Source organism: Campylobacter concisus, from assembly GCF_902460875.1.
GTDB lineage: Bacteria > Campylobacterota > Campylobacteria > Campylobacterales > Campylobacteraceae > Campylobacter_A > Campylobacter_A concisus_AA.
The window spans coordinates 14,181-37,644 of the sequence record NZ_CABPVR010000004.1; the positions used below are offsets into that span (position 1 = coordinate 14,181).

The following is a 23,464-nucleotide window of genomic DNA, read 5'->3' on the forward strand; positions in this document are numbered from 1 at the left end:
TTGAAGAAAATTTTAACAGTTTTGCTCTTTGCCTTGCCTCTTTGGGCTGGAAATTTACTAGAGATCATCGCTCTGGCGCAAAGTGCGAAGCTTGAGAGTTTGAAAGAATTTAATAAAAATGAATATATAAATAAAAACAAGAGCAACAAACTAAATTTATCCCTTGATGGCAGATATACCTTTGTGCCTGACGAGCTAAAGGGTGGATATATGACAAAGGCTGGATCGATCACGGCAAAGGTCGAGTATCTCATCTTTGACGGCGGTGCGAGCGAGGCTTCGGATAAAATTTTAGACCACAAGGGCGTGGAGAAAATTTACAAAGATGAAGAGCTGATGAATTTAACCGCTTTTCAGGTCGTAAAGGTCTATTTCAACGCTGTTGCGCTAAATTCTCTTATAAATTTAGAGACAAAATTTGTAGATAGCTTTGCCAAGGCTGCGGCTGAAAATGAGTTTTGGTTTGAGTATGGTGAGATAAATAAAGCTGAGTTTGATGCGATAAATTTTACTCTTGATAAAAAAAGAGCTGAGCTTGACGAACTTGGGCTTAAGCTAGCCGAGCTAAACTCAAGGATAAATTTGCTCTCAAACGGCGAGATCGGCTTTAATGCTGGCTCAAAGATAATGATGCCTGATTTTAGTAAAGATGATATAAGCGCAAAACTTGGGGCAATGGAGCAAGAAAAATTTATAAAAGAGCAAGAAAATGAGAAGCAAAAGAGTAAATTTGCTCCAAAAATTTACTTAAAAGATACGCAAAGTGTGAATAATAACAGCTTTAAAAAAGGTGAGAGGACGACTTCGCAGATGATAGGCACTTACGCTGATGCGAACAGGCCTAGAGTGGAGTTTGAGTGGAAGCTACCTGATAGCTTAAGTCTTAGTAAGCAAAGTCAAGTTAAACGCATTGAAGAGCAAAAGGCGGCACTTAATCTAAGCGATGAAGAAAATAGGATAATCACTCGCCTAAAAGAGCTAGAAAGCACAATCAAAGGCTTAAATGCAAAGCTAAATTTGCAAGATTTGAAGCAAGATAAGCTTGATAGTGATTTTATTGATCTGCTAAATGGCTATCTTGATGGCGAGATAAAATATGAAGAATTTCTATTTGTGAGTGAGAAAAATTTTAGTGATAGGGCAAATTTCATACTTGATGGCGATTTACTTGAGCTAAATAAACTTGAGTATTTTTTCGAATGTGCAAGAAAAATAAATGAGGTGATAATTGAATAAACTGATCTTTGTAACCATTTTGTGGGCGTTTAGCTTTAGTTTGATAGGTGAGTTTTTAGCTGGCAAGGTTGATAGCTATTTGGCTGTTTTTATTCGGGTTGCGCTTGCGAGCTTAGTCTTTTTGCCATTTACAAAATTCCGTGGCATCAGCCCAAAGCTAGCATTTGGCATTATGGCGATCGGAGCGGTGCAAATAGGACTTATGTATCTATTTTATTACAATTCATTTTTGTATCTAAGTGTGCCAGAAGTCGCACTTTTTACCATTTTTACACCATTTTATGTGACGCTCATCTACGATGCATTTAGCTTTAAATTTAGGCCGCTTTATCTATTTAGTGTTGGCGTTGCGGTTTTTGGAGCTTTAGTTATAAAATACGGCGCTATAAACGATGGTGTATTAAAGGGTTTTTTGCTAGTGCAAGCGGCAAATATCTGCTTTGGGGCAGGACAGAGTGCATATAAGGCACTTTTAGAAAAATTTGATGTGGATCAAAAAAATGTCTTTGGCTACTTTCATTTTGGTGCATTTTTTGTAGCTGTCGTTGCGCTTCTTACTCTTGGCAATCCAGCCAAATTTTCACTTACTTCAACGCAAATTTTAGTGCTTCTATGGCTTGGCATAGTAGCTAGTGGAGTTGGATATTTTATGTGGAACAAAGGTGCTTGCGAAGTCGATAGCGGCGTGCTTGCCATCATGAATAATGCTCTCATTCCAGCTGCAATCATCGTAAATTTAGTCTTTTGGCAAAAGGATACAGACTTAACTAGGCTAATTTTAGGTGCTGTTATAATGTATATATCTTTGATAATTCATAACAAGATAATGAAATTTTATGGTATGAAGATCGCTTAGGCGTAAATTTTATAACTAGCAACGAAAAAGTACAAAAGCCCAAGCAGCGGCAAAATGTAGAATATGGATCTAAATTTTATAGCTAGAAGTGAAGCGATATTATAAAAGATAAAAATAATAGCTGGCAAGAAAATTTTAGTCGAGCTTAGTCTAAAATTTAAAACATTATTTAGCAATCCATCAAAGATGTCGCCATACGAAGCGATGTGAAGCGCAGCACTTAATGGATAAAAAATGCTAAAGATGTAGTTGATAGCAAGGACGCTAAGCTGCTGTAAGCTAATAAGCGGAAAGAAATAAAGCACGCAAATTTCCATTGCAAAGCAAACATATAAATTTAAAAGTATAAGATGAATGAAGGGTAAAAATTTATCTTTTAAGTGTTTAAAATATAAAAATATGTAAAAAACGCCCATGAGTGAAAAGTAAAAACCTACACTAAAAAGAAGCTGCGGAAAGAGTGATATGCTAACAAGTGCCACTATAAAAAGTGTTTTGAAGTTTAAAATTTTTACGCCTTTTAACGCGCAATAAAATCCTAAAATGCTCATTAAGAACGCTCGCAAAAAGCTTGGTATAAAGCCTATTATAAAAAAGTAAAATGACAAGATTATAAAAACGATAATGGCTAGATCAAAGTTGTAGTTTCTAAAAGGTAAAAACCTCGCATATAAAAATTTTAAAAGCGGTCTAAATACAAAAAATATAACTGCGCTTATAAAACCTAAATGATAGCCACTTATGGCTATAAGATGCGCTATACCAAGGTGCGATACGTCATCTCTTAGCTTGCCGTCAATACTTGTGCCTAAAAATAGAGCCGAGTAGAGCTGTGAAATTTTACTATTTTCATGCTGGGCGTAGATGAGTGATTGTAATTTTTGATTGATATTTAGTGTAGCTTTTTGTGGCAATTTTTCGCGCGAAAAGCTAGGCATGTAAAAGGTAGAAGCAAGATAGTCTTTAAAACTAACGTCTAAATTTATGACGCTTAGAAATATATTATCTCCAGCTTTAAAGTCATCTGTTTTAGCTCCAAGCGTATAAAATGAAAACTCATCAGTCTTAAGCTTTAAAATTTGCCTTTTCTTGCCGTCATCTCCAAGCTTTTCATAGCTAGAAATCACGGTTGCTGTTAGCTCTTGTTCGCCTTTGTCCATAAAAATTTGATATTTATGGTAGCTAATAGCTAAATTTATAGAAAAAATACAAAGGCAAAACAGACAAAATATAGTAAAAATTTCTCTATTTTTTAAAGCTTTAAAACGCATTATCCTTCAAATGAAACATCAGATACAGGCATTGCAGACATATCTTCAAACCTTGAGTGTTGCTTTTGAAAGAGCACATCAACTGAGCCAGTTTCGCCATTTCTGTTTTTGCCAACTATAATCTCGGCCTTTTCTTGAAGCTTATTAAAGACGTGATTGCTCTTGTACTCTTTGCCCTCGGCACTTGCGCGTTTTTCTTTTTCTTTTTCTTCTTGCTCTAGGTAAAACTCATCTCTATAGACAAAAAGAATGATGTCAGCATCTTGCTCGATCGCACCTGACTCTCTTAGATCGCTTAGCATAGGGCGTTTATTTGCGCGAGATTCTAGGCTTCTGTTTAGCTGAGAAAGAGCGATGATTGGCATATCTAGCTCACGTGCTAAAAGCTTTAATCCACGAGAAATTTCAGCTATTTGGACGTGGCGATCAGCGTAGTTATTTGTACTCATCATAAGGCCGATGTAATCAATCACACAAAGTGAAATTTCAGGATGCATAGCCTTTAGTTTTCGCATTTGCGTTCTTACTTGATGGATATTTACATAGCCACTATCATGCACAAAAAGCTTGCTAGCAGCAAACTCCTCGCAAGCATCGCTAAATCTAGCCAACGCTTCATCATCCATCTTTGCAGTCATTATGTCTTGAAGCGGGATAGAGGTCTTGCTTGCTAGCATTCTCATCATTATCTGCTCAGCTGGCATTTCAAGCGAGAAAAAAACAACTCCAGCATTATTTTTTAGAACCTGACTCATAAAATTTAAACAAAGTGTCGTTTTTCCCATGCCTGGACGAGCTGCGACGATGATGAGGTCACCATTTTTAAAGCCCTTTATCATCTCATTTAGCTTCTTAAATCCAGTATCAAGTCCAACTATATCTTTTTCGCCAAGCAAGGCTTGAGCATTAATATGATCCATCATTTTCATGATGATCTCTTTGCCTTCTTTTATAACTCCAGTGCTTCCACCTTCTATCAAAGAGTAAAATTCCTGACTAAGATCATCGACCATATCGCGGCTTGGCTTATCTTCATTTACTTTGCTTGGTATGTTGTGAGCGATCTTTACAAGACTTCGCTTTATAGATTTTTCTCTTAGTTCATTTGCATATTTTTGAATGTCTATTAGGGAATTTGTGCCCAAAATATCTAGTATTAGCTCTTCATCATATTTTTCGCCAAGTCTATTTTTTAAAAATGGCATAGTTATAGGATCATCGCTATTTAGGCAAGCTACCATTGCATCATATATTTGCGAATGCCCTTTTAGATAAAAGTCCTTTGCCTTAACAATGTCAAAAATTTCACCTAAAATATCGTTGTTTTGTAAAATGGAGCTTAGTATAGCTCGCTCCATATCAATGTCGTAAAGGTTGCTAAATTCTATCTCGTTAAGTCTCTCTTTTGCCACTGCTTTATCCTCTGCTCTTTATCTCGTCATCGATCTCTTGTAAAAATCTATCCACAAGCTCGCTCTCAGGCAGCCTCGCGACCACTTCGCCGTGGCGCATGATCATGCCATTTCCTTTGCCAAATGCTATGGCTACGTCTGCGCCTTTTGCCTCGCCGATAGCATTTACCACGCAGCCCATCACCGAGACATTTAGTGGCTCTTTTATCCCTTTTGTCTTTTCTTCTACGAGCTTTACTGCTGCCATGAGATCAGCTTGCAAACGCCCACAAGTTGGGCATGAGATGATATTTAGTCCCTCTTTTTGGCGGCCACTATCTTTTAAGATCGCCTTTGCAACTTTGATCTCCTCTTCAAGCTCGCCTGTAATGCTAACTCTCATCGTATCGCCAATGCCTTCAAGTAGTAACCCACCAAGCGCGATCGCGGACTTGATAGTCGCATGAAAAGCGGTACCTGCCTCTGTTACGCCAAGATGAAATGGATAATTTGTCTTTGGGCGAAGCGCCCTATAAGCTTGCATAGTGCGCTCGACGTCGCTTGATTTGAGCGAAATTTTAATGTCTGTAAAGTCAAAATCCTCAAGAAGCTTGATGTTATACATCGCACTCTCCACCATCGCCTCCACAGTGCGGCCGTAGCGATCCTCAAACTGCTTTTCAAGCGATCCAGAATTTACGCCTATGCGGATAGGTAAATTTCGCTGTCTGCAGGCATCAACGACCGCTTTTATATTTTTGGCTGAGCCGATGTTGCCGGGATTTATGCGGATAGCATCGACAAATTCGCTAACTATAAGCGCGTAGGTGTGATTAAAATGAATATCTGCAACGACTGGAATAGGTGAGCCCGCAACTATCTGTTTTAGCGCGCTGGCGTCCTCTTTGTCAAAAACTGCGCAACGCACGATATCACAGCCTGCAAAATATAGCCTTTGTATCTGCTCAAGCGTGCCTTTTACGTTTTTTGTCTTTGAAAATGTCATTGATTGCACGGATATTGGTGCGTCACCGCCTATTAAAACATTGCGAATTTTTATCTGTTTTGTTGGGTATCGTTGCAAAATTTTGCCTTTAAAATTTTATTGGAGATTATAAAAAAAAATGGCTTTTAAAAGGCTTGAAAATTTATTTTTAATAGTTTATAAAAATTAGTATTTTTATTGGATGTAGTTTCTAAAATTTTACTTACTCTTTATAGCCAACTTATCAAATTTCATAATGCTTTCATAAGCCTTAGGCTTCTCTATAAAATTTGCCATATCTTTGTTGGATAGCTTTTAGGTTAGCATTTTTAACTAAAATTGACTGGATCAATATCGATATCGCTAAGCTCGCTTTTGCAGAGGTTTGCAGCTTTTAAAAGAGGTATATGTGAGTTTGAGCGGAGTAAAATTTCATATCTAAATTTACTTCCAAGATACTCTATCTGGCACTTTCCGTATCCTATGACCTCAAGCTCATCGCTTCTTAGAGGTTCTATTCTTTGCACAAATTCATTCGTTGTATTTTTTACTATGTGTTCATCTTTGTGTGAGATGATAATGCGAAGAAGCCTAGTAAATGGCGGATATAGTCCCTCGCGGTAGCCAATCTCTTCTTTTAGAAATGCGTCATAATCACTGATGTAGCTCTCAAAAAATTCTCTTTGTTTGCTTTGAATGATAACTCTACCAGCCCCGTTTCTACCAGCTCTTCCGGCTACTTGCATGGCAAGAGCGAGCGTTCGCTCTCTGGCTTTATAATCAGGAAAATTTAAAAGCTCATCAAAGCCCATGATGACAGCAAGCTCTACGTTGTGGTAATCATGTCCTTTGCTTAGCATCTGCGTGCCTAGCAGGATGTCTATCTTGCCGTCGTTAAATTCTTTTAAGGCCTTTACAAGCTTGTTTTGCGTCGTTATCTCATCCCTGTCAAATTTAGCGATTCTGGCATTAGCAAATTCGGCTTGCAGTCGCTCTAAAAGTTCGCTCGTACCGATCTTTTTGGCCTCTATCATCTGGCTGCCGCACTGATGGCAGGTCTTTGGCACAGCCATTTTGTGCTCGCAGTATTGACACTTTAGTACGTTTTGTTTTTTGTAGTAGCTCATGCCGATACTGCAAAATGGGCACTTTAGCGTTTCACCGCAGTTTTTGCAGACTAGATATTTAAAATTTGCCCTTGTTGGCAGGCATATGACAGCTTGTTTTTTATTCGCGAGTGTCTTTGAAATTTCATCTTTTAAAATTTCACTAATTCCAGTCTCGCTCTTATCGAAAATGTAATTTTTTTGCGAATCAAAATATGTCCCTTTTAAGCGAAAATGCTCCTGCTTGTAAAAGCTAGTAAGGCTTGGCGTGGCACTTCCAAGCACCACTTGTAGGTCAAATTTGCTAGTTAGAAAGAGGGCAAGGTCTCTTGCATTGTAGTGGGGTTTTGAGCCTGTATTTTTGTAGCTATCGTCGTGTTCTTCGTCGATGATGATGAGTTTTAGCCTCTCAAGTGGTAAAAATAAAGCCGACCTCGCACCTGCAACGAGTCTAACTTTCTCACTTTTTATATCTTTTAAAATTTGCTCTTTTTTCTTTGGCGTGATCTTTGAGTGCCAGACTGCTACCGCCTCGCCAAAGAAGCCTTCAAGACGTTTTTGCATTTGTGGTGTGAGTGAAATTTCAGGCATTAAAAATAGCGCTTGGCTGCCTGCGTTTAAAATTTCTCTGATCTTAGCGATATAAATCTCGCTTTTTCCGCTTCCAGTGTCGCCAAAGATGAGTGAAATTTTACGTTTATTTAAAAATTCCAAAGCCTCTTGCTGTTTTTCGCTTAATTTGGGTGCTACATTAAAATTTTGATTTTCATAAAATTTATCTGCTGCAATAGTGTCATTTGGTTCAAATAAATTTAGGCTGACGCCAAGCTCGCATGTGTAATATTTTGAGATAAATATTGCCAATTCGCTTTGCATTGAAGTTAGATTAATCGGTAGAATTTCTAAAATTTTGCTTGTTTTAAACTCTGGCTCGCCAGTCTCTTTTACGATAAAAGCAGTAAGAATTTTGCCTCTTAAAGAAGCCTTTACGCCTTGAAATTTTTCTAGTTTTTGATCGCTTTCATAAGTGAGCGGGGCTAAATTTAGCCCATAAAATGCGAGTATGTAATAATGCATTACTGAAGTGATTTGCAAATTTCATTTTCATCACTACAACCAAAATCACCAGTATTTTTGTCGTATTTGAAATTTGCTACTTTGCCATCTAGTCTAAATGTGTATTTGTCATCGCTTATTCTGTGCCAGCCATTTTTGCTGCCGCTATCTTTTATTGGTATATTTATAACATTTTTAAAGAGTTTGCTTGGATCGCCATCGTCTAGTTTTTGTGGAAATTCTGGCTTTGCTTGCAAGATATTGTCATTGTATTTTAGTGAAATTCCGCTTCTTATAGCAGCAAGTTGAGTTTTTGCATTTGAGACGGTAGCATCGCTTCTAGAAAAAAATAGTCTAGGTATAGCGACTGTGCTTAAAATACCTAGTATAACTACTATAAATATTAGCTCAAGCAAGGTGTAAGCTCGTCTCTTCATCTCTCTTCTCGCTTTAATATCTCATCAACGTTGCCAGTTAAATTTTTTACCGCCTTTATCACAGCATAATTTTCATAACATTTTTCTATAAAGGCATTTAAAAGCTCTTTTGGCTCGATAAATTGGCGTCCGCCCATTAAATTTTGCCAGTCATCTTCAAAGAATTTAGCAAAATCATCATCAAGCGTGATCGTGTAGTCGCGAGATGATATCGTGAGCGTGATTTTTTTCATATTTTAGCCAAGCTTATCTGCCAAGGACAGCTTCGATTTTTCTCATTACATCGTCAGCTTCGGTATTTTTCTTGTCAAGATCCTCTTCTAAACGCATGATTTGATTGCTTTTTGCCTCATTTTGCGCTTTTAAAGTTACGATCTCGTTGCGCAATTCTTCGTTCGTTTTGCAAAGCTCATCATATTTTGTGATTAGGTCATTTACTTTATCGCTTAGTGTGGTTAAGATCGCATTATTTTCAAACATAAAAGTTCCTTTAAAATAATAATTAGGCTCGTATTCTAACACGCAGAGGCTAAATTCTTATTAAAATTCTCATTTGACAAAGCACTATCTTTGCTATAAAATTCACCCAAATTTAAAGGCAATCAATGAGTAAATTTGAAATTTCATCTAAATTTAGCCCAAGCAGCGACCAAGCAAGAGCGATAAAAGAGATAGTAAAAAGCATAAAATCAGGCAATAAATACCAAACTCTTCTAGGTGTGACAGGGTCTGGCAAGACCTTTACCATGGCAAATGTCATACGCGAGCTAAATATGCCAACTCTGATAATGACGCATAACAAATCCCTTGCCGCGCAGCTTTACAGCGAATTTAAGGGCTTTTTCCCAAAAAACCATGTCGAGTACTTCATAAGCTACTACGACTACTACCAGCCAGAGGCCTACATCCCAAGAAGTGACCTATATATAGAAAAGGATAGCTCTGTAAATGAGGAGCTTGAGCGCCTACGCCTCTCTGCGACGGCTAGTTTGCTAAGCTTTGATGATGTGATCTGCGTGGCTTCAGTCTCTGCAAACTACGGACTTGGCAATCCAAGCGAGTATAAGGGGATGGTGGCATATCTTAGCGTGGGTGAGAAGATAAGCCAAAGAAAGCTTTTGGAGCAGCTTGTAGATATGGGTTATAAGCGTAATGACAACTACTTTGACAGGGGTGACTTTCGTGTAAATGGCGATGTGGTGGATATTTACCCAGCTTACTACAATGACGAAGCGCTAAGGGTCGAGTTTTTCGGTGATGAGATCGATGCGATGTATCATTTTGACGTACTCGATAACAAGAGACTCAAAGACATTTCTAAATTTACGCTTTATGCCACCAGCCAGTTCATCGTGGGCGCTGATAGGCTAAAGATCGCTATGAAAGAGATTGAGGAGGAGCTTGATGCGCGCTTGAAAGAATTTAACGAGCAAGGCAAGCTAGTCGAGGCGCAGAGGCTAAAGCAAAGGGTGGAGTTTGATCTAGAGATGATGGCAAGCACTGGTATGTGTAAAGGTATAGAAAACTATGCGCGCCATTTAACTGGTCAAAAGGCTGGAGAGACGCCGTACTCGATGTTTGACTACTTTGAGATAAGTGGCGAGGACTATCTGGTCATCGTCGATGAGAGTCACGTGAGTTTGCCGCAGTTTAGGGGCATGTACGCGGGTGATAGGAGCCGCAAAGAAGTGCTTGTGGAGTATGGATTTCGTTTGCCATCAGCGCTTGATAATAGGCCGCTTAAATTTGATGAGTTTATAAGCAAAAAGGCAAAATTTCTCTTTGTCTCAGCCACGCCAAACGAGTACGAGCTTGGTATCAGCCAAGGGCACGTATATGAGCAAATTTTGCGACCTACTGGGCTACTAGATCCGCTTATCGAGATAAAAGATAGTGACAATCAAGTCGAGGCTCTGTTTGACGAGGCAAAGGCGGTCATCGCTAGAAATGAGCGTGTGCTAGTTACGGTGCTAACTAAAAAGATGGCTGAGGAGCTAAGCCGCTACTACATCGAGCTTGGCGTCAAGGTCAAGTATATGCACTCAGACATCGACGCGATCGAGCGAAATGAGATCATTAGAGGGCTTAGAAGTGGCGAATTTGACATGCTAATAGGCATAAATTTGCTCCGTGAGGGGCTTGATCTACCAGAAGTGAGCCTAATAGCCATAATGGACGCTGATAAAGAGGGCTTTTTGCGCTCAACAACGAGCCTTATACAGACGATGGGGCGTGCGGCTAGAAATGTAAATGGCAAGGTGCTAATGTTTGCCAAAAAGATAACAAAATCAATGAAAGAAGCGATCGATACGACGACTGCTAGGCGTAAATTTCAAGATGAGTACAACAAAGCTCACGGCATAACGCCGCACTCTGCCAGCAGAAATATTGAAGAAAGCCTGCACGTCGAAGATGATGGCGAAATTTATAAGCGTGGTAAAAATTTAGAGAAGATGCCAGCTAGCGAGCGAGCCGCGATAGTAAAAGAGCTAAGAAAGCAGATGCTTGAAGCTGCGGCACAGCTGGAGTTTGAGAAGGCGGCGGCGCTGAGAGATGAGATAGCAAAGATGAGAAAGTTATAAAAAGGCTCGCCTCTTGCACGCTTTTAAATGAACTAGAAATTTTCTCCCTTTATGAACTATATAAAATTGTCGTTAAGTTTTATGTAGATAAACAATTATTATTTTTCTATAAAGTGTAGATATTCAAATGTGGAGCTAGCCTTGTGTTTGCGATTTTCACTTTTATCAGCTTTAAACCTTTGGTATTCTTTTTTAACTAAATCATATTTGCCATATCTAAGTAAAATTTCTCGTATTTTTTGCTCATCCATAAGTCCTTCATTGTTGTAACTTAAAAAAATATATTTGAAATTTGCGTTCTTTATTAAATTTTCAAATTCAGTTGCAACATCATTTTTTGAACAATATTTTGAGCGTAAATAATTTCGTAATCCAGTCTTGCCTTTTGGCGTAAATTCATCATAAAGTGCTATGGTATTTAATAAGTGATAGTTTGCGCCATATTGGCGAGCATTGTATGGTGGATCCAGATATAAAATATCACCATCAATTTTTCTTATCAGCTTATTTGCGTCCAGCTGATAAACATCATGAGTATTGTCGCTTATTTCAAATTTCGCTGCTTCTAAAACAAACGGCTTTAAGGCAGATGCTTTGATGTTTTTTAGAAACGCTCCATAAACTGATGCAGTATTTGCGACTTTGTCCGCACTTTCTATAAGTGAAGCCAACAAAAAATAGTAAAATTCATCGGTTATTTTTCCGATTTTATGCCAGCTTTCTATTTCCTGCCTGACAGTATCTATTTTTTGGCCGTTTTCATCGCTAAAGTATTGGCGACCAGAACCGCTGCCAAAGCAGTAGTTCTTGTAAATAAACCCGTATTCAATGGGTTTAAGATCGTTTAATTTATTTATCAAATCGTCCGTTTGTCTTAAAATTTTATGATTACCGATGTAATTTTTATTTAAGACATAACTATAGGGTTCTATATCGTTTGCAATGACTTTTTTAACGTAAGCTTTAAAAGTCCGCCCAACTATACCGGTGCCCGCAAAGATATCGCAGAAAATTTTTTGTGATAAATCATTGCCAACAACTTTACAAATCTCGTCTCTTATCCAGCTTGAGAGTTTAAATTTAGAGCCGATGTAGTTCATTCCTGATCGCTCGGATAAAGTTTTTGGAATATAAATTCACTAGTATGTTTTGAGGCTTCATCTGAAATTTTCTTTACGCAGGTTTTGCGGTATTCAACCGGATCGTATTGATAACAACCAATACAGCCAAGCTCGTCCGAATAATTTTCATCGCCTTGATAAAATTCATATGGATTGCCGAGTATGTTTTTGGCGTTCCAGCGTTTATTTGTTTCTTTGCATTTTTTACAAATTTGGCGTTTTATATCATTTGCCGCTTTGCAGAGTGGTTGAAAATCTTCCCGTTTTTGAGTGGCAATATCACTCACTCTTGAGTCATTTTTTCTACCGTCTTTATGGTCTATTTCTATTTTGGTATTTTCCGAATTTCCATTTACGCCAAGCATTACACAGTTTTTGTCTTTATAAAAATCTTTTATATCTTTTTTTATGGTTTGATTAAAAATTTGGACTGTATTCAAACCCTTTAGCTTAATTCTATCTATAGAATTACCTCTAGTTTGTTTTTTGTCAAATTCTACTATATATTTTTTAGCCAAAGTAGAACTGCCCCTACACCAACTACCGCCATTGCCAAGCTGAAGCTCCTTATATTTTCCGACAAATTCTCCAACGTTTACCCAGCGAGAAAATCCATTTTTATCTGGCTTCGCAAGTTCCAAAAAAAGCTGTGTTTTAGTCATTAATATTTCCTAGTAATTTTCTGTGTATTGTAGTTCTATCACATTTACTGCAATATTTTGCTTGACAATATCGTTTAGAATTTTCGCCATCCGTTTCAAAACAATATCCATCTTCTCTTAAATCTCTAATTTGTGCTGCTATCTGTGAAGAAATTCCAGCAAATTCACAACTACAACAATGCCATTCTTTGTCTTGTAATATTTGCAGAATTTGTTCTTTTTTAGTCATCAAAACTCCTTTTTAAAAATTAATATATATTCGTGCTTAAAAATATAATAATCGTTTTTTAATGCACGATACCGCCAAATTCCGCCTGCTCCGAGTTTACCCCGATTACCTTCGATATTTTTTACGACTATACCTTTTAACTTGACTTTAAAATTTCTCTTTATTATATCCATACAGTAAAAGCTAAGCGGCAAAATTTCGCTATTTTTATAAATATCGCCGATTACTACGGCAAAATAACGATTTTTGTCCAAAAATTTTAAAGAATTTTCACAGACAAGCTTAAATTTTTTTACAAATTCATTTATATTGTCACATCTAGATAGGTCGTTTTCGTTATCCGTGAATTTAACGATATCCATATAAGGCGGATGCATCAGGATAAATTGCACATTTTTAATACCTGTGTTTTCAAAATTTTTATCAACACTTTGGATATTCATCGAATCACATTCGGCTATAAAAAAATCACTAAAATTCGAGCTTTGCATACTTTGGCGCACATAATCTAACATCAATGGATTTATATCAAAACCGATATATTTTCGATCCAAATTTTCGCACTCAAACAGCGTCGTGCCACTACCCATAAAAGGCTCAAACACAAATTCGCCCCTTTTGGTATATCGGCGTATGAGTTGATTTGGGATCTGCGGGATAAAATTGCCGTGATAGATGTTTTTGTGCTTACCGCTTTTATCACGCTCGGCGATAACCCATAGACTATCAGTATTTATGTCGCAGTTTTTCCAGTCGTTTAAATCTATGTCATTTATCATTAAAAGTTCCAAAAAATTTATTTGAATTATACTAAAAATTTAAATTTTGCTGACCGGCTTTAAAAAATAGCTCGACACCGCGCAGAAAAGCGAAACTGCGGCGATGAAGTAAAATGAGTGCGTTAGGCTAAAAATATCAGCGATCTTGCCGATGACCGTTGCAAATATACCGCCGATTGTGATGCTAAGTCCAAGTGTTACGCCGGAGGCTAGGCCGATTTGATTTGGCAGATAAAGCTGTGCAAGGGCGATAGAGGGGCTAAAAGACAGGCTGATGTAGGCGCTCACGCACATGGAGGCCACGAGAAATAGCGCGTAGCTGTCGATAAAGAGCATTAGCACGACTAGCGGTGCGGCGATGCTTAGGCTTATTTTGATGAGTCTAACTAGACCGTACCTATCTGCTAGCGCTCCGCCAAATAGCGTAGAGACCGCACCTGCAGCAAAAAAGAGGCTTAAATTTACATTTGCCACCTCTTTGCTAATGCCAAAAATTTTGATGAGGTAGATGCTAAAAAATGCTGAAAAGCCAAATGCGACGATCGAGCGTGAAAATATACACAAACAAAGCCTTAAAAACGCGCCCAGATCGTCTTTTAAAGTGATAGTTTTTTGCAAAATTTGCTTTTTATGATTGCCTTCTAATGCTTTTATAAATTTGCCCTTTTTAAGGTACAAAAGTGTTAGAAAAATTTGAGGTATGATGAAGACCAGCGTCCCTTTTAGGCCGAAATTTCCCACAAAAACGGCGACTAAAATAGGCCCAACTGCAAAGCCGAGATTGCCTCCAAATGAAAATATGCTTATGCTTTTAGCTCTATTTTTGGCGTTTGAGGCGTAGTTTACGATCCTTGCAGCACTTGGGTGAAAGAGCGCAGCGCCGATACCGCTTACCATCACACAAACTAAGATGAGGTAGTAGTTTGTGACAAAGCCAGTTAGGCTCATGCCCCCGCCCGCTAGCAGTAGCCCAAGCGGGATGACGTAGGGAAGCTCCCTTTTGTCGCTTAAGCGGCCGATTAGTGGTTGGATGAGCGAGCTTGCTAAATTTGTGGCGGTCACGAGCGAGGCGGCTGTTGCGTAGTCGTAGTGGTAGCTTGCGATGAAAAAGGGCAACATCGCACCAAGCGCACTTTGGTTTATGTCGCTACAAAAGTGCCCAAGCCCCATTAGATACTTTAAATTTTCTGCTTTTTTCATCTAAAATAGCCCTTTTAAAAGCCCCTTTAAATTTTGCTTTTCGCCGCTTGCGCCTTCATCATCTTTGCCAAGCTTTTTATCTAAAAATCTACCTATCTCTTTTTTGACTTTATTTTCAAGATATTGCGAACCGACATCGTATTTTAGGTTGTCTGTCGTGCCTGAGATTTTTACGTTTAGGTCGGTCTTTTCAAGCCTGCAAACAAGCGGTGCGTTTAGCATTTTTGAAGCGGTGTTATAAGTGCCGCCTGTAACCTTTATATCGCTCTTTGGCGAGCTTAAATTTACGTTAAAGATGACGTTATCGCCCTTTATATCGCCGTAAATTTTGCCGTCTTTGTAAATTTCTTTTGTGATGTCCTTGCCGGTGAATATTTTTATGTTATTTGTGAGATTTGTGCTGGCTAGGTGGCCCTCTTTTAGCAATATGTCAAATTTGCCAAGCTTTTGAGTCGTCTCGTAGTTAAATTTCGCATCGCCGTTGCCGTCATAGAGATGATCAAGCGCTAGGGTTTGCGTTAGCCCTTTGACTTCGAAGTTTTTTAGCACCGCATCAAGCGCGCCACCTTTGTAGTTTGCCTCGAGCTTGCCCTTAAAGAGATCATCTGAGGTGACTCTTACGCTTAGATCATCCACTTTGCCATTTGCCGTTACGAGCGCTGCAAATTTGCCGTGAAGCTCACGACCCGCTAAAAATGCAAGCTTATTAAGCTCTGAAACCACCGCTTGAAGCTTTAAGCTTAGCGTGCTTTTGCTCACGTCAAAGCTGCCATCTATGCCCTTTATATCGGCTAGCGAGCTAAGAAATTCGCCACTAAATTTCGCTACGTCGCCTTTGTAGTCTAGGCTCAAATTTGAGCTAAATTTCTCGTTTTCAGGGAATTTTTTATCAAGCATTTTACTAAGCGTTGTGGCGTTAAATTTGCCATCGTTTAAAGCGATCGTTGCTGCGATGCTTGGGTTTTTGCTAAAGATATTTTGCCCTTTTGCCTGGACATTTGCCTTAGCGTTTGCCAGCCTCTCATTGCCACTAAGTGCCAAGATCTCTCCTAGCTGCGCCTCTTTAAGGCTAAGATCAAGATTATCATTTTTTATTGTTGCGTTTAGCTTGCCAGCAAAGACATCGCCGCCTAAATTTAGCTCATCTATTTTGCTTTCTTTGACCTTTATATCGCCCACAAGCGCCATCTTTGAGCCAGCCTCAAAGCCGCTAACTGCTTTAAATTTCTCAGGGTCGCTAATGAGCAGGGCAAATTTGCTAAAAATTTGGCTGTTTTTTAGGTCATAAACGCCCTTTACATCCTTTAGCTCGCCAAGGTCACTAAGCACATTTGCGTCAAAATTTATAAGCTCGCCCTTTGCGACAGCACCGCCTTTTAGCTCAAATTTAGCCGCATTTTTAAGCTTTGCAAGTTCCTTATTTATAAGGCCATTTTTTATATCAAATTTAGCCTCTCCAGCAAGCTTTTTTAGCTCGTCAAAGTCGCTAAAATTTGCATTTAAATTTATCTCTCCGTCTGCGTAGTTAGGCTGCAAGGCAAGTGCCAAAAGCTCTTTTAGCTTGATATTTGCGGCATTTAGGACTAAATTTTTACTATCAAAATTTGCATTTATCTTACCGCCAAGGCCGTTGATGTCTGCTTTTAGGTTTTTAAGGGCATTTTCTTGCACCAAAATTTTGCCGTTTGCATCCACTGCGCCATTTAGCTGCTCGCCCAAGAGCTTGCCAAGAAGAGCAAGATCAGGCACATTTAGCGAAAAGTCGCTCTTTAAATTTTTACTAGCTAGATCATAGGTCGTCTCATTTACCTTTAAAGTGGCTTCAGGCGCGATGATAATGGTTTTTGCGCTCACTTTCTCATTTGCAAATTTGGCATTTACGCCACCTTTAAAGTTTATATCTTTTGCTAAATTTAGCCCAAATTCGTTTTTAAGAATTTCTTTGTTTATAGCTGCGTCGCTTGCTAAAATTTGAGCGTTAATGATGGGCTCATTTTTCTCATCAAAGCCTTGCATGTTGCTCGTTAGATCAAGCTTGCCGCTAGCTAAATTTGGCTTTTTAGCAAGAGCTGATATCTCAGAAAGTTCGATATTTTTAGCGTCAAGGTTTAGGGCTTTTGGCAGATAGTCTTTTAAATTTGCATTTAAATTTATGTTTGAGCCAAGCGCCGTGCCAGTTGCCACTAGCTTGAAGTTGCTAAAATTACCAGCCACGTTTGCTTTAAGTGCGACATCTTTTTTTAGTCCAAGCTCGCTAGCCTTTGTTTTGTCGGCATTTATATCTATGTTTAAATTCATATTTTGAGTAAGCAAGGAGAGCTCGCCATTTGCTTTTAAATTTATGGCATTCATCACGGTCGCTTCTAAATTTAGTGTACTAAATCCTAGGCTAAAATCTTTAAATTTGACATCTATGCCACGAGTGAGTGCCTCTTTTTCTATTTCCTTGGCTATAAATTTATTGCCAAATGAGCTAAAGATAAAGCCAAAAATGCAAAGGATTATCAGCGCCAAAGCCGCTACTATATAGGCTACTTTTTTCATAAAATTCCTTTATATTAGTTTTACATATCATAAAACTTTAGTGTAAGTGACTAAAGTTTTAATAAATTTTAGTATAAATTATTGACTTTTTTAGAAAAAAGTGCTAGGATTTCATCACTCAAAAATAAAGAGTGCTAAAAAAGACAATTAAACCAAAAGGATGAACAATGAACTTTCAACCATTAGGCAAGCGTGTTCTAGTCGAACGCGTAGAGGAGACAAAGACCACAGCTTCGGGCATTATTATACCTGATAACGCAAAAGAAAAACCTTTAAGCGGTGAAGTAAAAGCAGTCGGGGCTGAAGTAGAGGGCGTAAAAGTTGGTGATAAAGTTGTATTTGCAAAATACGGTGGCACTGAGATAAATTTAGATGATAAAACATATCTTGTTTTAAACATCGATGATGTTTTAGGCGTTTTAAAATAAGGCTGCAAATGGCTGCGATTATGTATGTTGATTTTCCGCAAGAAGGTCTTTTTGGAGACGAGATGTCAAAAGCTTTTGAGGATTTGGCTAAAAGCATCAACCAAGAACCCGGTATGATATGGAAAATTTGGACTGAGAACAAACAAACAAAAGAAGCCGGCGGAATTTATCTTTTTGACAATAAGGAGAATGCGGAAAAATATCTGAAAATGCACAGCGAAAGACTAGCTAAAAACGGCTATTCAAATATTCGCGGCAAAATTTTTGATATTAATATGCCTTTGTCAATGATAAATAAGGCTGATTTTTTAAAATAAATTAAAACCGAAAGGAAAAACAATGGCAAAAGAAATTTTTTACTCTGATGATGCAAGAAACCGCCTATACGAGGGCGTAAAAAAACTAAACGACGCAGTTAAAGTTACAATGGGACCAAGAGGCAGAAATGTCCTTATCCAAAAGAGCTTTGGCGCTCCAAACATCACAAAAGACGGCGTTAGCGTGGCTAAAGAAGTTGAGCTAAAAGATACCATCGAAAACATGGGTGCAAGCCTAGTTAGAGAAGTAGCGAGTAAGACAAACGACCAAGCAGGTGACGGCACTACAACAGCAACAGTGCTAGCTCACGCGATATTTAAAGAGGGTCTTAGAAACGTAACTGCGGGCGCAAATCCTATCGAAGTAAAACGCGGTATGGATAAAGAAGTAGCAGCTCTTATAGATGCACTAAAAAATATCTCTAAAAAAGTTTCTGGCTCAAAAGAGATCGCTCAGATCGCTACCATATCTGCAAACTCAGATGAGAGCATCGGTAAACTAATCGCTGATGCTATGGAGAAAGTCGGCAAAGATGGCGTCATAACAGTAGAAGAGGCAAAGTCTATCCAAGACGAGCTAAGCGTTGTTGAGGGTATGCAGTTTGACCGCGGATACCTAAGCCCATACTTCATCACAAACCCTGAAAAGATGCAAGTTGAGCTAAGTAGCCCATTCATATTACTATTTGACAAGAAGATCACAAATTTAAAAGATCTACTCCCTGTGCTTGAGCAAGTACAAAAGAGTGGCAAACCACTTCTAATCATCGCTGAAGATATCGAGGGCGAGGCACTTGCAACGCTTGTTGTAAATAAACTTCGCGGCGTGCTAAACATCTCAGCCGTAAAAGCTCCTGGCTTTGGCGATAGAAGAAAAGCGATGCTTGAAGATATCGCTATCTTAACAGGTGGCGAAGTCATTAGCGAAGAGCTAGGTAGAACACTTGAGAGCGCTACTATAAATGACCTTGGACAAGCTTCAAGCGTAGTTATAGACAAAGATAACACAACTATCGTAAATGGTGCGGGCGAGAAGTCAGCGATCGACGCTAGAATAACTCAGATCAAAGCGCAAATCGCTGAGACAACAAGTGACTATGACAAAGAAAAACTTCAAGAGCGTCTTGCAAAACTAAGCGGTGGCGTGGCAGTTATCAAAGTAGGTGCTGCGACTGAAACTGAGATGAAAGAGAAAAAAGACCGTGTTGATGACGCTCTAAGCGCTACTCGTGCAGCTGTAGAAGAGGGTATCGTAGTAGGTGGCGGTTCAGCTCTTATCCTTGCTTCAAAGAGTGTAAATCTAAATTTACAAGGCGATGAGGCAATCGGCGCTGAGATTGTTAGAAGAGCGCTTCGTGCTCCACTTCGCCAAATCGCTGAGAACGCTGGCTTTGACGCAGGCGTAGTAGCAAATGCAGTTGAGACAAGCAAAGATGCAAATTTTGGCTTTAATGCTGCAACTGGCGAATATGTAAATATGTTTGAAGCCGGTATCATCGATCCAGTTAAAGTTGAGAGAGTCGCGCTTCAAAATGCTGTTAGTGTGGCTAGCTTGCTACTAACAACTGAGGCAACTATTAGCGAGATAAAAGAAGAAAAAGCAATGCCTGCAATGCCTGACATGGGCGGAATGGGTGGCATGGGCGGCATGATGTAGCAGCCCTTTTCGAGCTAGAGCTTTCTAGCTCGAATTTATATTTAAACTTTAACCTCACTAAATTTATAAAATTATTTACTCCTTTTTAAATTTATTCTTGTATCATTTTGCTTTCTTTTAGGGAGAATTTACAATGAAATATGATGAAATTTTTAGAGAATACGATATCCGCGGTATTTTTGAAAAAGACTTGACAGAAGATAGCGTCAAGGCTATAGGGTTTGCTTTGGGTAAGAAATTTAACGAATTTGGCGTAAAAACCTTAAGCGTTGGCTTTGACGCAAGACTTAGTGCTAGCACGCTTTTTAGGTATCTACTAAGTGGTCTAAACAAGGCTGGTGGCTTTAAAATTTATAACATCGGCTTACTTCCAACTCCTGTTGGCTACTTTAGCGTTTATGCTGATTATTTTGATGCAAATATCATGATCACGGGCTCTCACAACCCAAAAGAGTACAACGGCTTTAAGATTACTATCAAAAAAGATAGTTTTTTTGGCAAAGATCTGCAAATTTTAAAAGACAAGGTGAACGAGATAATCGCCTCTGGTGAGCAGATCGTAGACGATGAGAGCTGTGAGAAATTTAATATCCTAGAAAAATATGTCGAGTTTTTTGTAAAAGAATTTAGTGAGCTTAAAAATTTCAAAAAGCCCTTTGTCATCGACTGCGCAAATGGTGCTGTTGGCGTGAGCTTGGTGCCCATCGTCAAGGCTCTTGGACTAAATGCAAAAATTTTATATGAAGATCCAGACGGAAATTTCCCAAATCACCACCCAGATCCAAGTGAAAAAGAGAATTTAAAAGAGCTATTTTCTCTTATCGAAAAGAAAGAATTTGACCTTGGATTTGGCTTTGACGGAGATGGCGACAGGATCGCGGTTATAACGCCAAAAAGAGATATAAAAGGCGATGAGCTAGCATATCTTTATGCCTTAAATATGAAACATCCAAAGGTGCTTGGCGAGGTAAAATGCTCACAAAATATGTATGATGAGATCGCCAAGATCGGTGAAGTATTTATGGGAAAAACAGGACACAGCAATATAAAAAAGATGATGAAAGAGCTAAATGTAGATCTTGCGGCTGAAGTGAGTGGTCATATCTTTTTTAAAGAGCGCTATTTTGGCTTTGACGATGCGCTTTACGCGATGATGAGGGTGCTTGAGCTAGTTCATAAAGGATTTGACCTTGACGGCGAGCTTGATAAGATGCCACTTGTCTTTAGCACCGATGAGATCAAGGTAAAGACGACTGACGAGGCTAAATTTAAGATAGTTGCCAAGCTAAAAGAGTGCGTGAAAAACGAGTGTTGTGACCTGCCAAGGATAAAAAATATCATTGATATTGATGGTATAAGGATTCAGTTTGAAAATGGTTGGGCGCTGGTACGCGCGTCAAATACAACGCCAGTTATTGTTACTAGATTTGAGGCAAAGAGCAAGGAATTTTTAGAAGAGATCGAGCAAAAAGTAACAAATCTACTAAAGAGCTTAATGTAGCTTGCAAAGGCATTTTGGGCTAAATTTACTCCAAAATGCCTTTTAGAATTTTATTTAAATATTTAAAAACTAAGTTGTATCTTTCTCGCCTAGCTTTCGTGGGTTTCTTTTTTTGTGGGCTCTATATACATATTATCTAGAATTTAAATTTATAAAATACATGCGCCTTAGCCTTTTTGAATGTTCATGCGGATAATGCAATTTAAATCCACAAGTAGCCTATCTATTGTTGGCATTCTTTTTTAAAAATAGCTCATTATTACAAGGAGCTCGCCTACTAGCTTGCTGCTCAGATACATAATACTGTCTATCATGGATTTTATGCAGTGTAACCTACAGGTAAAAAACTTCACAAGTGTATTCGTTAAATTTAAAAGATAGAGAGATGGCGTAAAGATTTACGCCATTAAATTTTTAAAGTTTGCCGCCTTCAACGACTAGAGATTCAGGATTTACGCTGTCACCATAGATCGGTTTTAGTGTTGCGTCATAGTCTTTGTGGAAGAAATTTTCTTTTCCAAGCTCGATGATCTCGTTATTTAACCAATCAAGCAAGGCCTTGTTGCCCTTTTTGACAGCTGGAGCTATCACATCCACATCGCCAAGCGCTTCAACGCCTACAACAAAGCCTGGAGTCTCTTTCGCCCAGGCAAAAAGTAGGGCGTTATCATGTGCTAGTGCGGCACCTCTTTTATCAACCAAAGCTGCAAATGTTTCAGTGTTTTGGTCGTATTTTGTAAGCTTAATGTCAGGATAATTTTTTGTAAAAAACGCGTCTGCGGTTGTGCCCTTATTTACGATTAGGGTTTTGTCTTTTAGCTCATCGATGCTCTTTATCACTGCACCTTCAGGGCTTACGATGCCAAGCGAAACCTTCATGTATGGAAGCGCAAAATCAACAACTTGTGCACGCTCAGGTGTTTTTGTAAAATTTGCAAGCGTGATATCTACTTTATCAGCTACTAAAACTTCAACTCTACCAGCAGCCTCGACTAGCTCAAATTTTACCTTGCTCTCATCGCCAAGTAAGTCTTTTGCGATACGTTTTGCAAAGTAAATATCATAGCCTTGGTTTTTGCCGTCTTTATCGACATAGCCAAATGGTGGTTTGTCGCTGAAAACGCCAATTCTTACATATCCGCGCTCTTTGATCTTTGCGATCGCATCAGCTTCGTTTGAAGCAGCTTTTGCCGTGTCGGCACCTTTGTCATTACCACAACCCGTTAGAAAGACGGTAGCGATTAATGCTAATAAGAAAAATTTAAATTTTCTCACTCTTTCTCCTTGTAAAAAAGTTAAATAAATAAGAGCGTTAAAATTTCGCTCTAAACGCATTTTGAAAAAACGGCAAATTATCTCTTATTTTTTCTAAAACGAGAATAAATTTAGAAATTTCTTCGCGCGATCGCTCTTTGGGTTGGTAAAAAATTCCTCTGGCTCGCTGATCTCCACGATCGCTCCAGCGTCCATAAATACGATCTTGTTTGCAACCGCCCTTGCAAAGCTCATTTCATGGGTGACTATTAGCATCGTCATGCCATCTTTGGCTAAATTTAGTATCACATCAAGCACTTCTCTGACGATCTCTGGATCAAGCGCAGCCGTAACCTCGTCAAATAGCATAATTTCAGGGTTTAAACAAAGGCTTCTTACTATTGCTATACGCTGCTTTTGACCGCCGCTTAGTTCCTTTGGGTAGGCAAATTTCTTATCAAGTAGCCCAACCTTGCTTAGCCACATATCAGCCGTCCTTTCGGCCTCGACCCTATCTCTTTTTTGTACCTTTAAAGGCCCAAGAAGGACGTTGTCAATGACGTTCATGTGATCAAAGAGCTCGTAGCTTTGAAAGACCATGCCGACTTTTTGGCGGATCCTTTGCCAATCATTAAATTTAGCATCAATCACTTCACCATCGATTATTATCTCGCCACTTGCGATACTTTCAAGGCCGTTTATACATCTAAGAGTTGTGCTTTTGCCACAGCCTGATGGTCCAAGGAGCACGACTACTTCACCACTTTTTACATCTAAATTTATATCTTTTAAGGCGTGAAGATCTCCATAAAATTTATTTAAATTTTTAAGTTCTAAGATATTTTCGCTCAT

Annotated in this window: 22 protein-coding genes; 7 read left to right on the plus strand and 15 right to left on the minus strand. The window is 38.8% G+C overall.

All coding sequences use genetic code 11. The annotated features are described in order from the left end of the window. Positions 1–1,236: TolC family protein (locus F3H01_RS01770; RefSeq protein ID WP_188116337.1), on the plus strand; the 1,236-nt coding region annotated here is incomplete at its 5' end. After that, complete coding sequence (locus F3H01_RS01775) at positions 1,229–2,092, plus strand: EamA family transporter (protein WP_103649056.1); 864 nt, start codon at positions 1,229–1,231, stop codon at positions 2,090–2,092. The genes F3H01_RS01770 and F3H01_RS01775, both read left to right, overlap by 8 nt. Here F3H01_RS01775 and F3H01_RS01780 read toward each other — a convergent pair. From F3H01_RS01780 to F3H01_RS01810, 7 genes are all read right to left on the minus strand, one after another. After that, entirely contained in the window at positions 2,089–3,363 is a 1,275-nt protein-coding gene (locus tag F3H01_RS01780; RefSeq protein ID WP_149724636.1) for a ComEC/Rec2 family competence protein, read from the minus strand. The genes F3H01_RS01775 and F3H01_RS01780 overlap by 4 nt on opposite strands. Then, the gene (locus F3H01_RS01785; RefSeq protein ID WP_149724637.1) at positions 3,363–4,775 is read right to left on the minus strand and encodes a replicative DNA helicase; all 1,413 of its coding nucleotides are present in this window, start codon (positions 4,773–4,775) and stop codon (positions 3,363–3,365) included. Before F3H01_RS01785 ends, F3H01_RS01780 begins: the two co-directional genes overlap by 1 nt. Positions 4,776–4,779: 4 nt before the next feature. After that, on the minus strand, positions 4,780–5,838 hold the full coding sequence (gene ispG / locus F3H01_RS01790) for a flavodoxin-dependent (E)-4-hydroxy-3-methylbut-2-enyl-diphosphate synthase (RefSeq protein ID WP_149724638.1): 1,059 nt from the start codon (positions 5,836–5,838) through the stop codon (positions 4,780–4,782). A gap of 230 nt (positions 5,839–6,068) precedes the next feature. Then, positions 6,069–7,922 carry a primosomal protein N' gene (locus F3H01_RS01795; RefSeq protein WP_149724639.1) on the minus strand — a complete coding sequence of 618 codons (1,854 nt, stop codon included), beginning with the start codon at positions 7,920–7,922 and terminating at the stop codon, positions 6,069–6,071. Then, the gene (locus F3H01_RS01800) at positions 7,922–8,338 is read right to left on the minus strand and encodes a type II secretion system protein (protein ID WP_103592913.1); all 417 of its coding nucleotides are present in this window, start codon (positions 8,336–8,338) and stop codon (positions 7,922–7,924) included. The genes F3H01_RS01795 and F3H01_RS01800 overlap by 1 nt, the downstream gene beginning before the upstream one ends. Further along, positions 8,335–8,571 (minus strand): hypothetical protein, encoded by a 237-nt coding sequence (locus tag F3H01_RS01805; protein ID WP_054196819.1) that lies wholly within the window; start codon positions 8,569–8,571, stop codon positions 8,335–8,337. The genes F3H01_RS01800 and F3H01_RS01805 overlap by 4 nt, the downstream gene beginning before the upstream one ends. Before the next feature lie 13 nt (positions 8,572–8,584). Further along, on the minus strand, positions 8,585–8,818 hold the full coding sequence (locus F3H01_RS01810; RefSeq protein ID WP_149724640.1) for a coiled-coil domain-containing protein: 234 nt from the start codon (positions 8,816–8,818) through the stop codon (positions 8,585–8,587). A gap of 125 nt (positions 8,819–8,943) precedes the next feature. On the opposite strand from F3H01_RS01810, the gene uvrB reads away from it, so the two are divergent. Continuing rightward, positions 8,944–10,920 carry an excinuclease ABC subunit UvrB gene (gene uvrB, locus F3H01_RS01815; RefSeq protein WP_149724641.1) on the plus strand — a complete coding sequence of 659 codons (1,977 nt, stop codon included), beginning with the start codon at positions 8,944–8,946 and terminating at the stop codon, positions 10,918–10,920. A gap of 98 nt (positions 10,921–11,018) precedes the next feature. On the opposite strand, the gene F3H01_RS01820 is transcribed toward uvrB, so the two are convergent. From F3H01_RS01820 to F3H01_RS01845, 6 genes are read right to left on the minus strand one after another with little or no spacing between them, the layout of a single operon-like run. Beyond that, a complete protein-coding gene (locus F3H01_RS01820; RefSeq protein ID WP_149724642.1) occupies positions 11,019–12,020 on the minus strand; it encodes a DNA adenine methylase in 1,002 nt (333 codons plus the stop codon). After that, entirely contained in the window at positions 12,017–12,709 is a 693-nt protein-coding gene (locus tag F3H01_RS01825) for an NlaIII/IceA1 family type II restriction endonuclease (RefSeq protein WP_149724643.1), read from the minus strand. Before F3H01_RS01825 ends, F3H01_RS01820 begins: the two co-directional genes overlap by 4 nt. Then, positions 12,696–12,932 (minus strand): hypothetical protein, encoded by a 237-nt coding sequence (locus F3H01_RS01830; RefSeq protein WP_149724644.1) that lies wholly within the window; start codon positions 12,930–12,932, stop codon positions 12,696–12,698. Before F3H01_RS01830 ends, F3H01_RS01825 begins: the two co-directional genes overlap by 14 nt. Further along, positions 12,932–13,711 (minus strand): DNA methyltransferase, encoded by a 780-nt coding sequence (locus F3H01_RS01835; protein WP_149724645.1) that lies wholly within the window; start codon positions 13,709–13,711, stop codon positions 12,932–12,934. The genes F3H01_RS01830 and F3H01_RS01835 overlap by 1 nt, the downstream gene beginning before the upstream one ends. 39 nt (positions 13,712–13,750) lie before the next feature. Then, complete coding sequence (locus F3H01_RS01840; protein WP_149724646.1) at positions 13,751–14,911, minus strand: MFS transporter; 1,161 nt, start codon at positions 14,909–14,911, stop codon at positions 13,751–13,753. Continuing rightward, a complete protein-coding gene (locus tag F3H01_RS01845; protein WP_149724647.1) occupies positions 14,912–17,455 on the minus strand; it encodes a translocation/assembly module TamB domain-containing protein in 2,544 nt (847 codons plus the stop codon). Between the two features lie 167 nt (positions 17,456–17,622). On the opposite strand from F3H01_RS01845, the gene groES reads away from it, so the two are divergent. From groES to F3H01_RS01865, 4 genes are all read left to right on the plus strand, one after another. Next, a complete protein-coding gene (gene groES, locus F3H01_RS01850) occupies positions 17,623–17,883 on the plus strand; it encodes a co-chaperone GroES (protein ID WP_072594386.1) in 261 nt (86 codons plus the stop codon). A 20-nt stretch (positions 17,884–17,903) separates the two neighbouring features. Further along, a complete protein-coding gene (locus F3H01_RS01855; RefSeq protein ID WP_410470347.1) occupies positions 17,904–18,200 on the plus strand; it encodes a monooxygenase in 297 nt (98 codons plus the stop codon). Positions 18,201–18,222: 22 nt separating this feature from the next. Continuing rightward, positions 18,223–19,857 carry a chaperonin GroEL gene (gene groL, locus F3H01_RS01860; RefSeq protein ID WP_149724648.1) on the plus strand — a complete coding sequence of 545 codons (1,635 nt, stop codon included), beginning with the start codon at positions 18,223–18,225 and terminating at the stop codon, positions 19,855–19,857. Between the two features lie 133 nt (positions 19,858–19,990). Continuing rightward, positions 19,991–21,358 (plus strand): phosphomannomutase/phosphoglucomutase, encoded by a 1,368-nt coding sequence (locus tag F3H01_RS01865; protein WP_149724649.1) that lies wholly within the window; start codon positions 19,991–19,993, stop codon positions 21,356–21,358. Between the two features lie 414 nt (positions 21,359–21,772). On the opposite strand, the gene F3H01_RS01870 is transcribed toward F3H01_RS01865, so the two are convergent. Beyond that, positions 21,773–22,633 carry a cysteine ABC transporter substrate-binding protein gene (locus F3H01_RS01870; RefSeq protein WP_149724650.1) on the minus strand — a complete coding sequence of 287 codons (861 nt, stop codon included), beginning with the start codon at positions 22,631–22,633 and terminating at the stop codon, positions 21,773–21,775. A gap of 93 nt (positions 22,634–22,726) precedes the next feature. Then, entirely contained in the window at positions 22,727–23,464 is a 738-nt protein-coding gene (locus tag F3H01_RS01875; RefSeq protein ID WP_149724651.1) for an amino acid ABC transporter ATP-binding protein, read from the minus strand.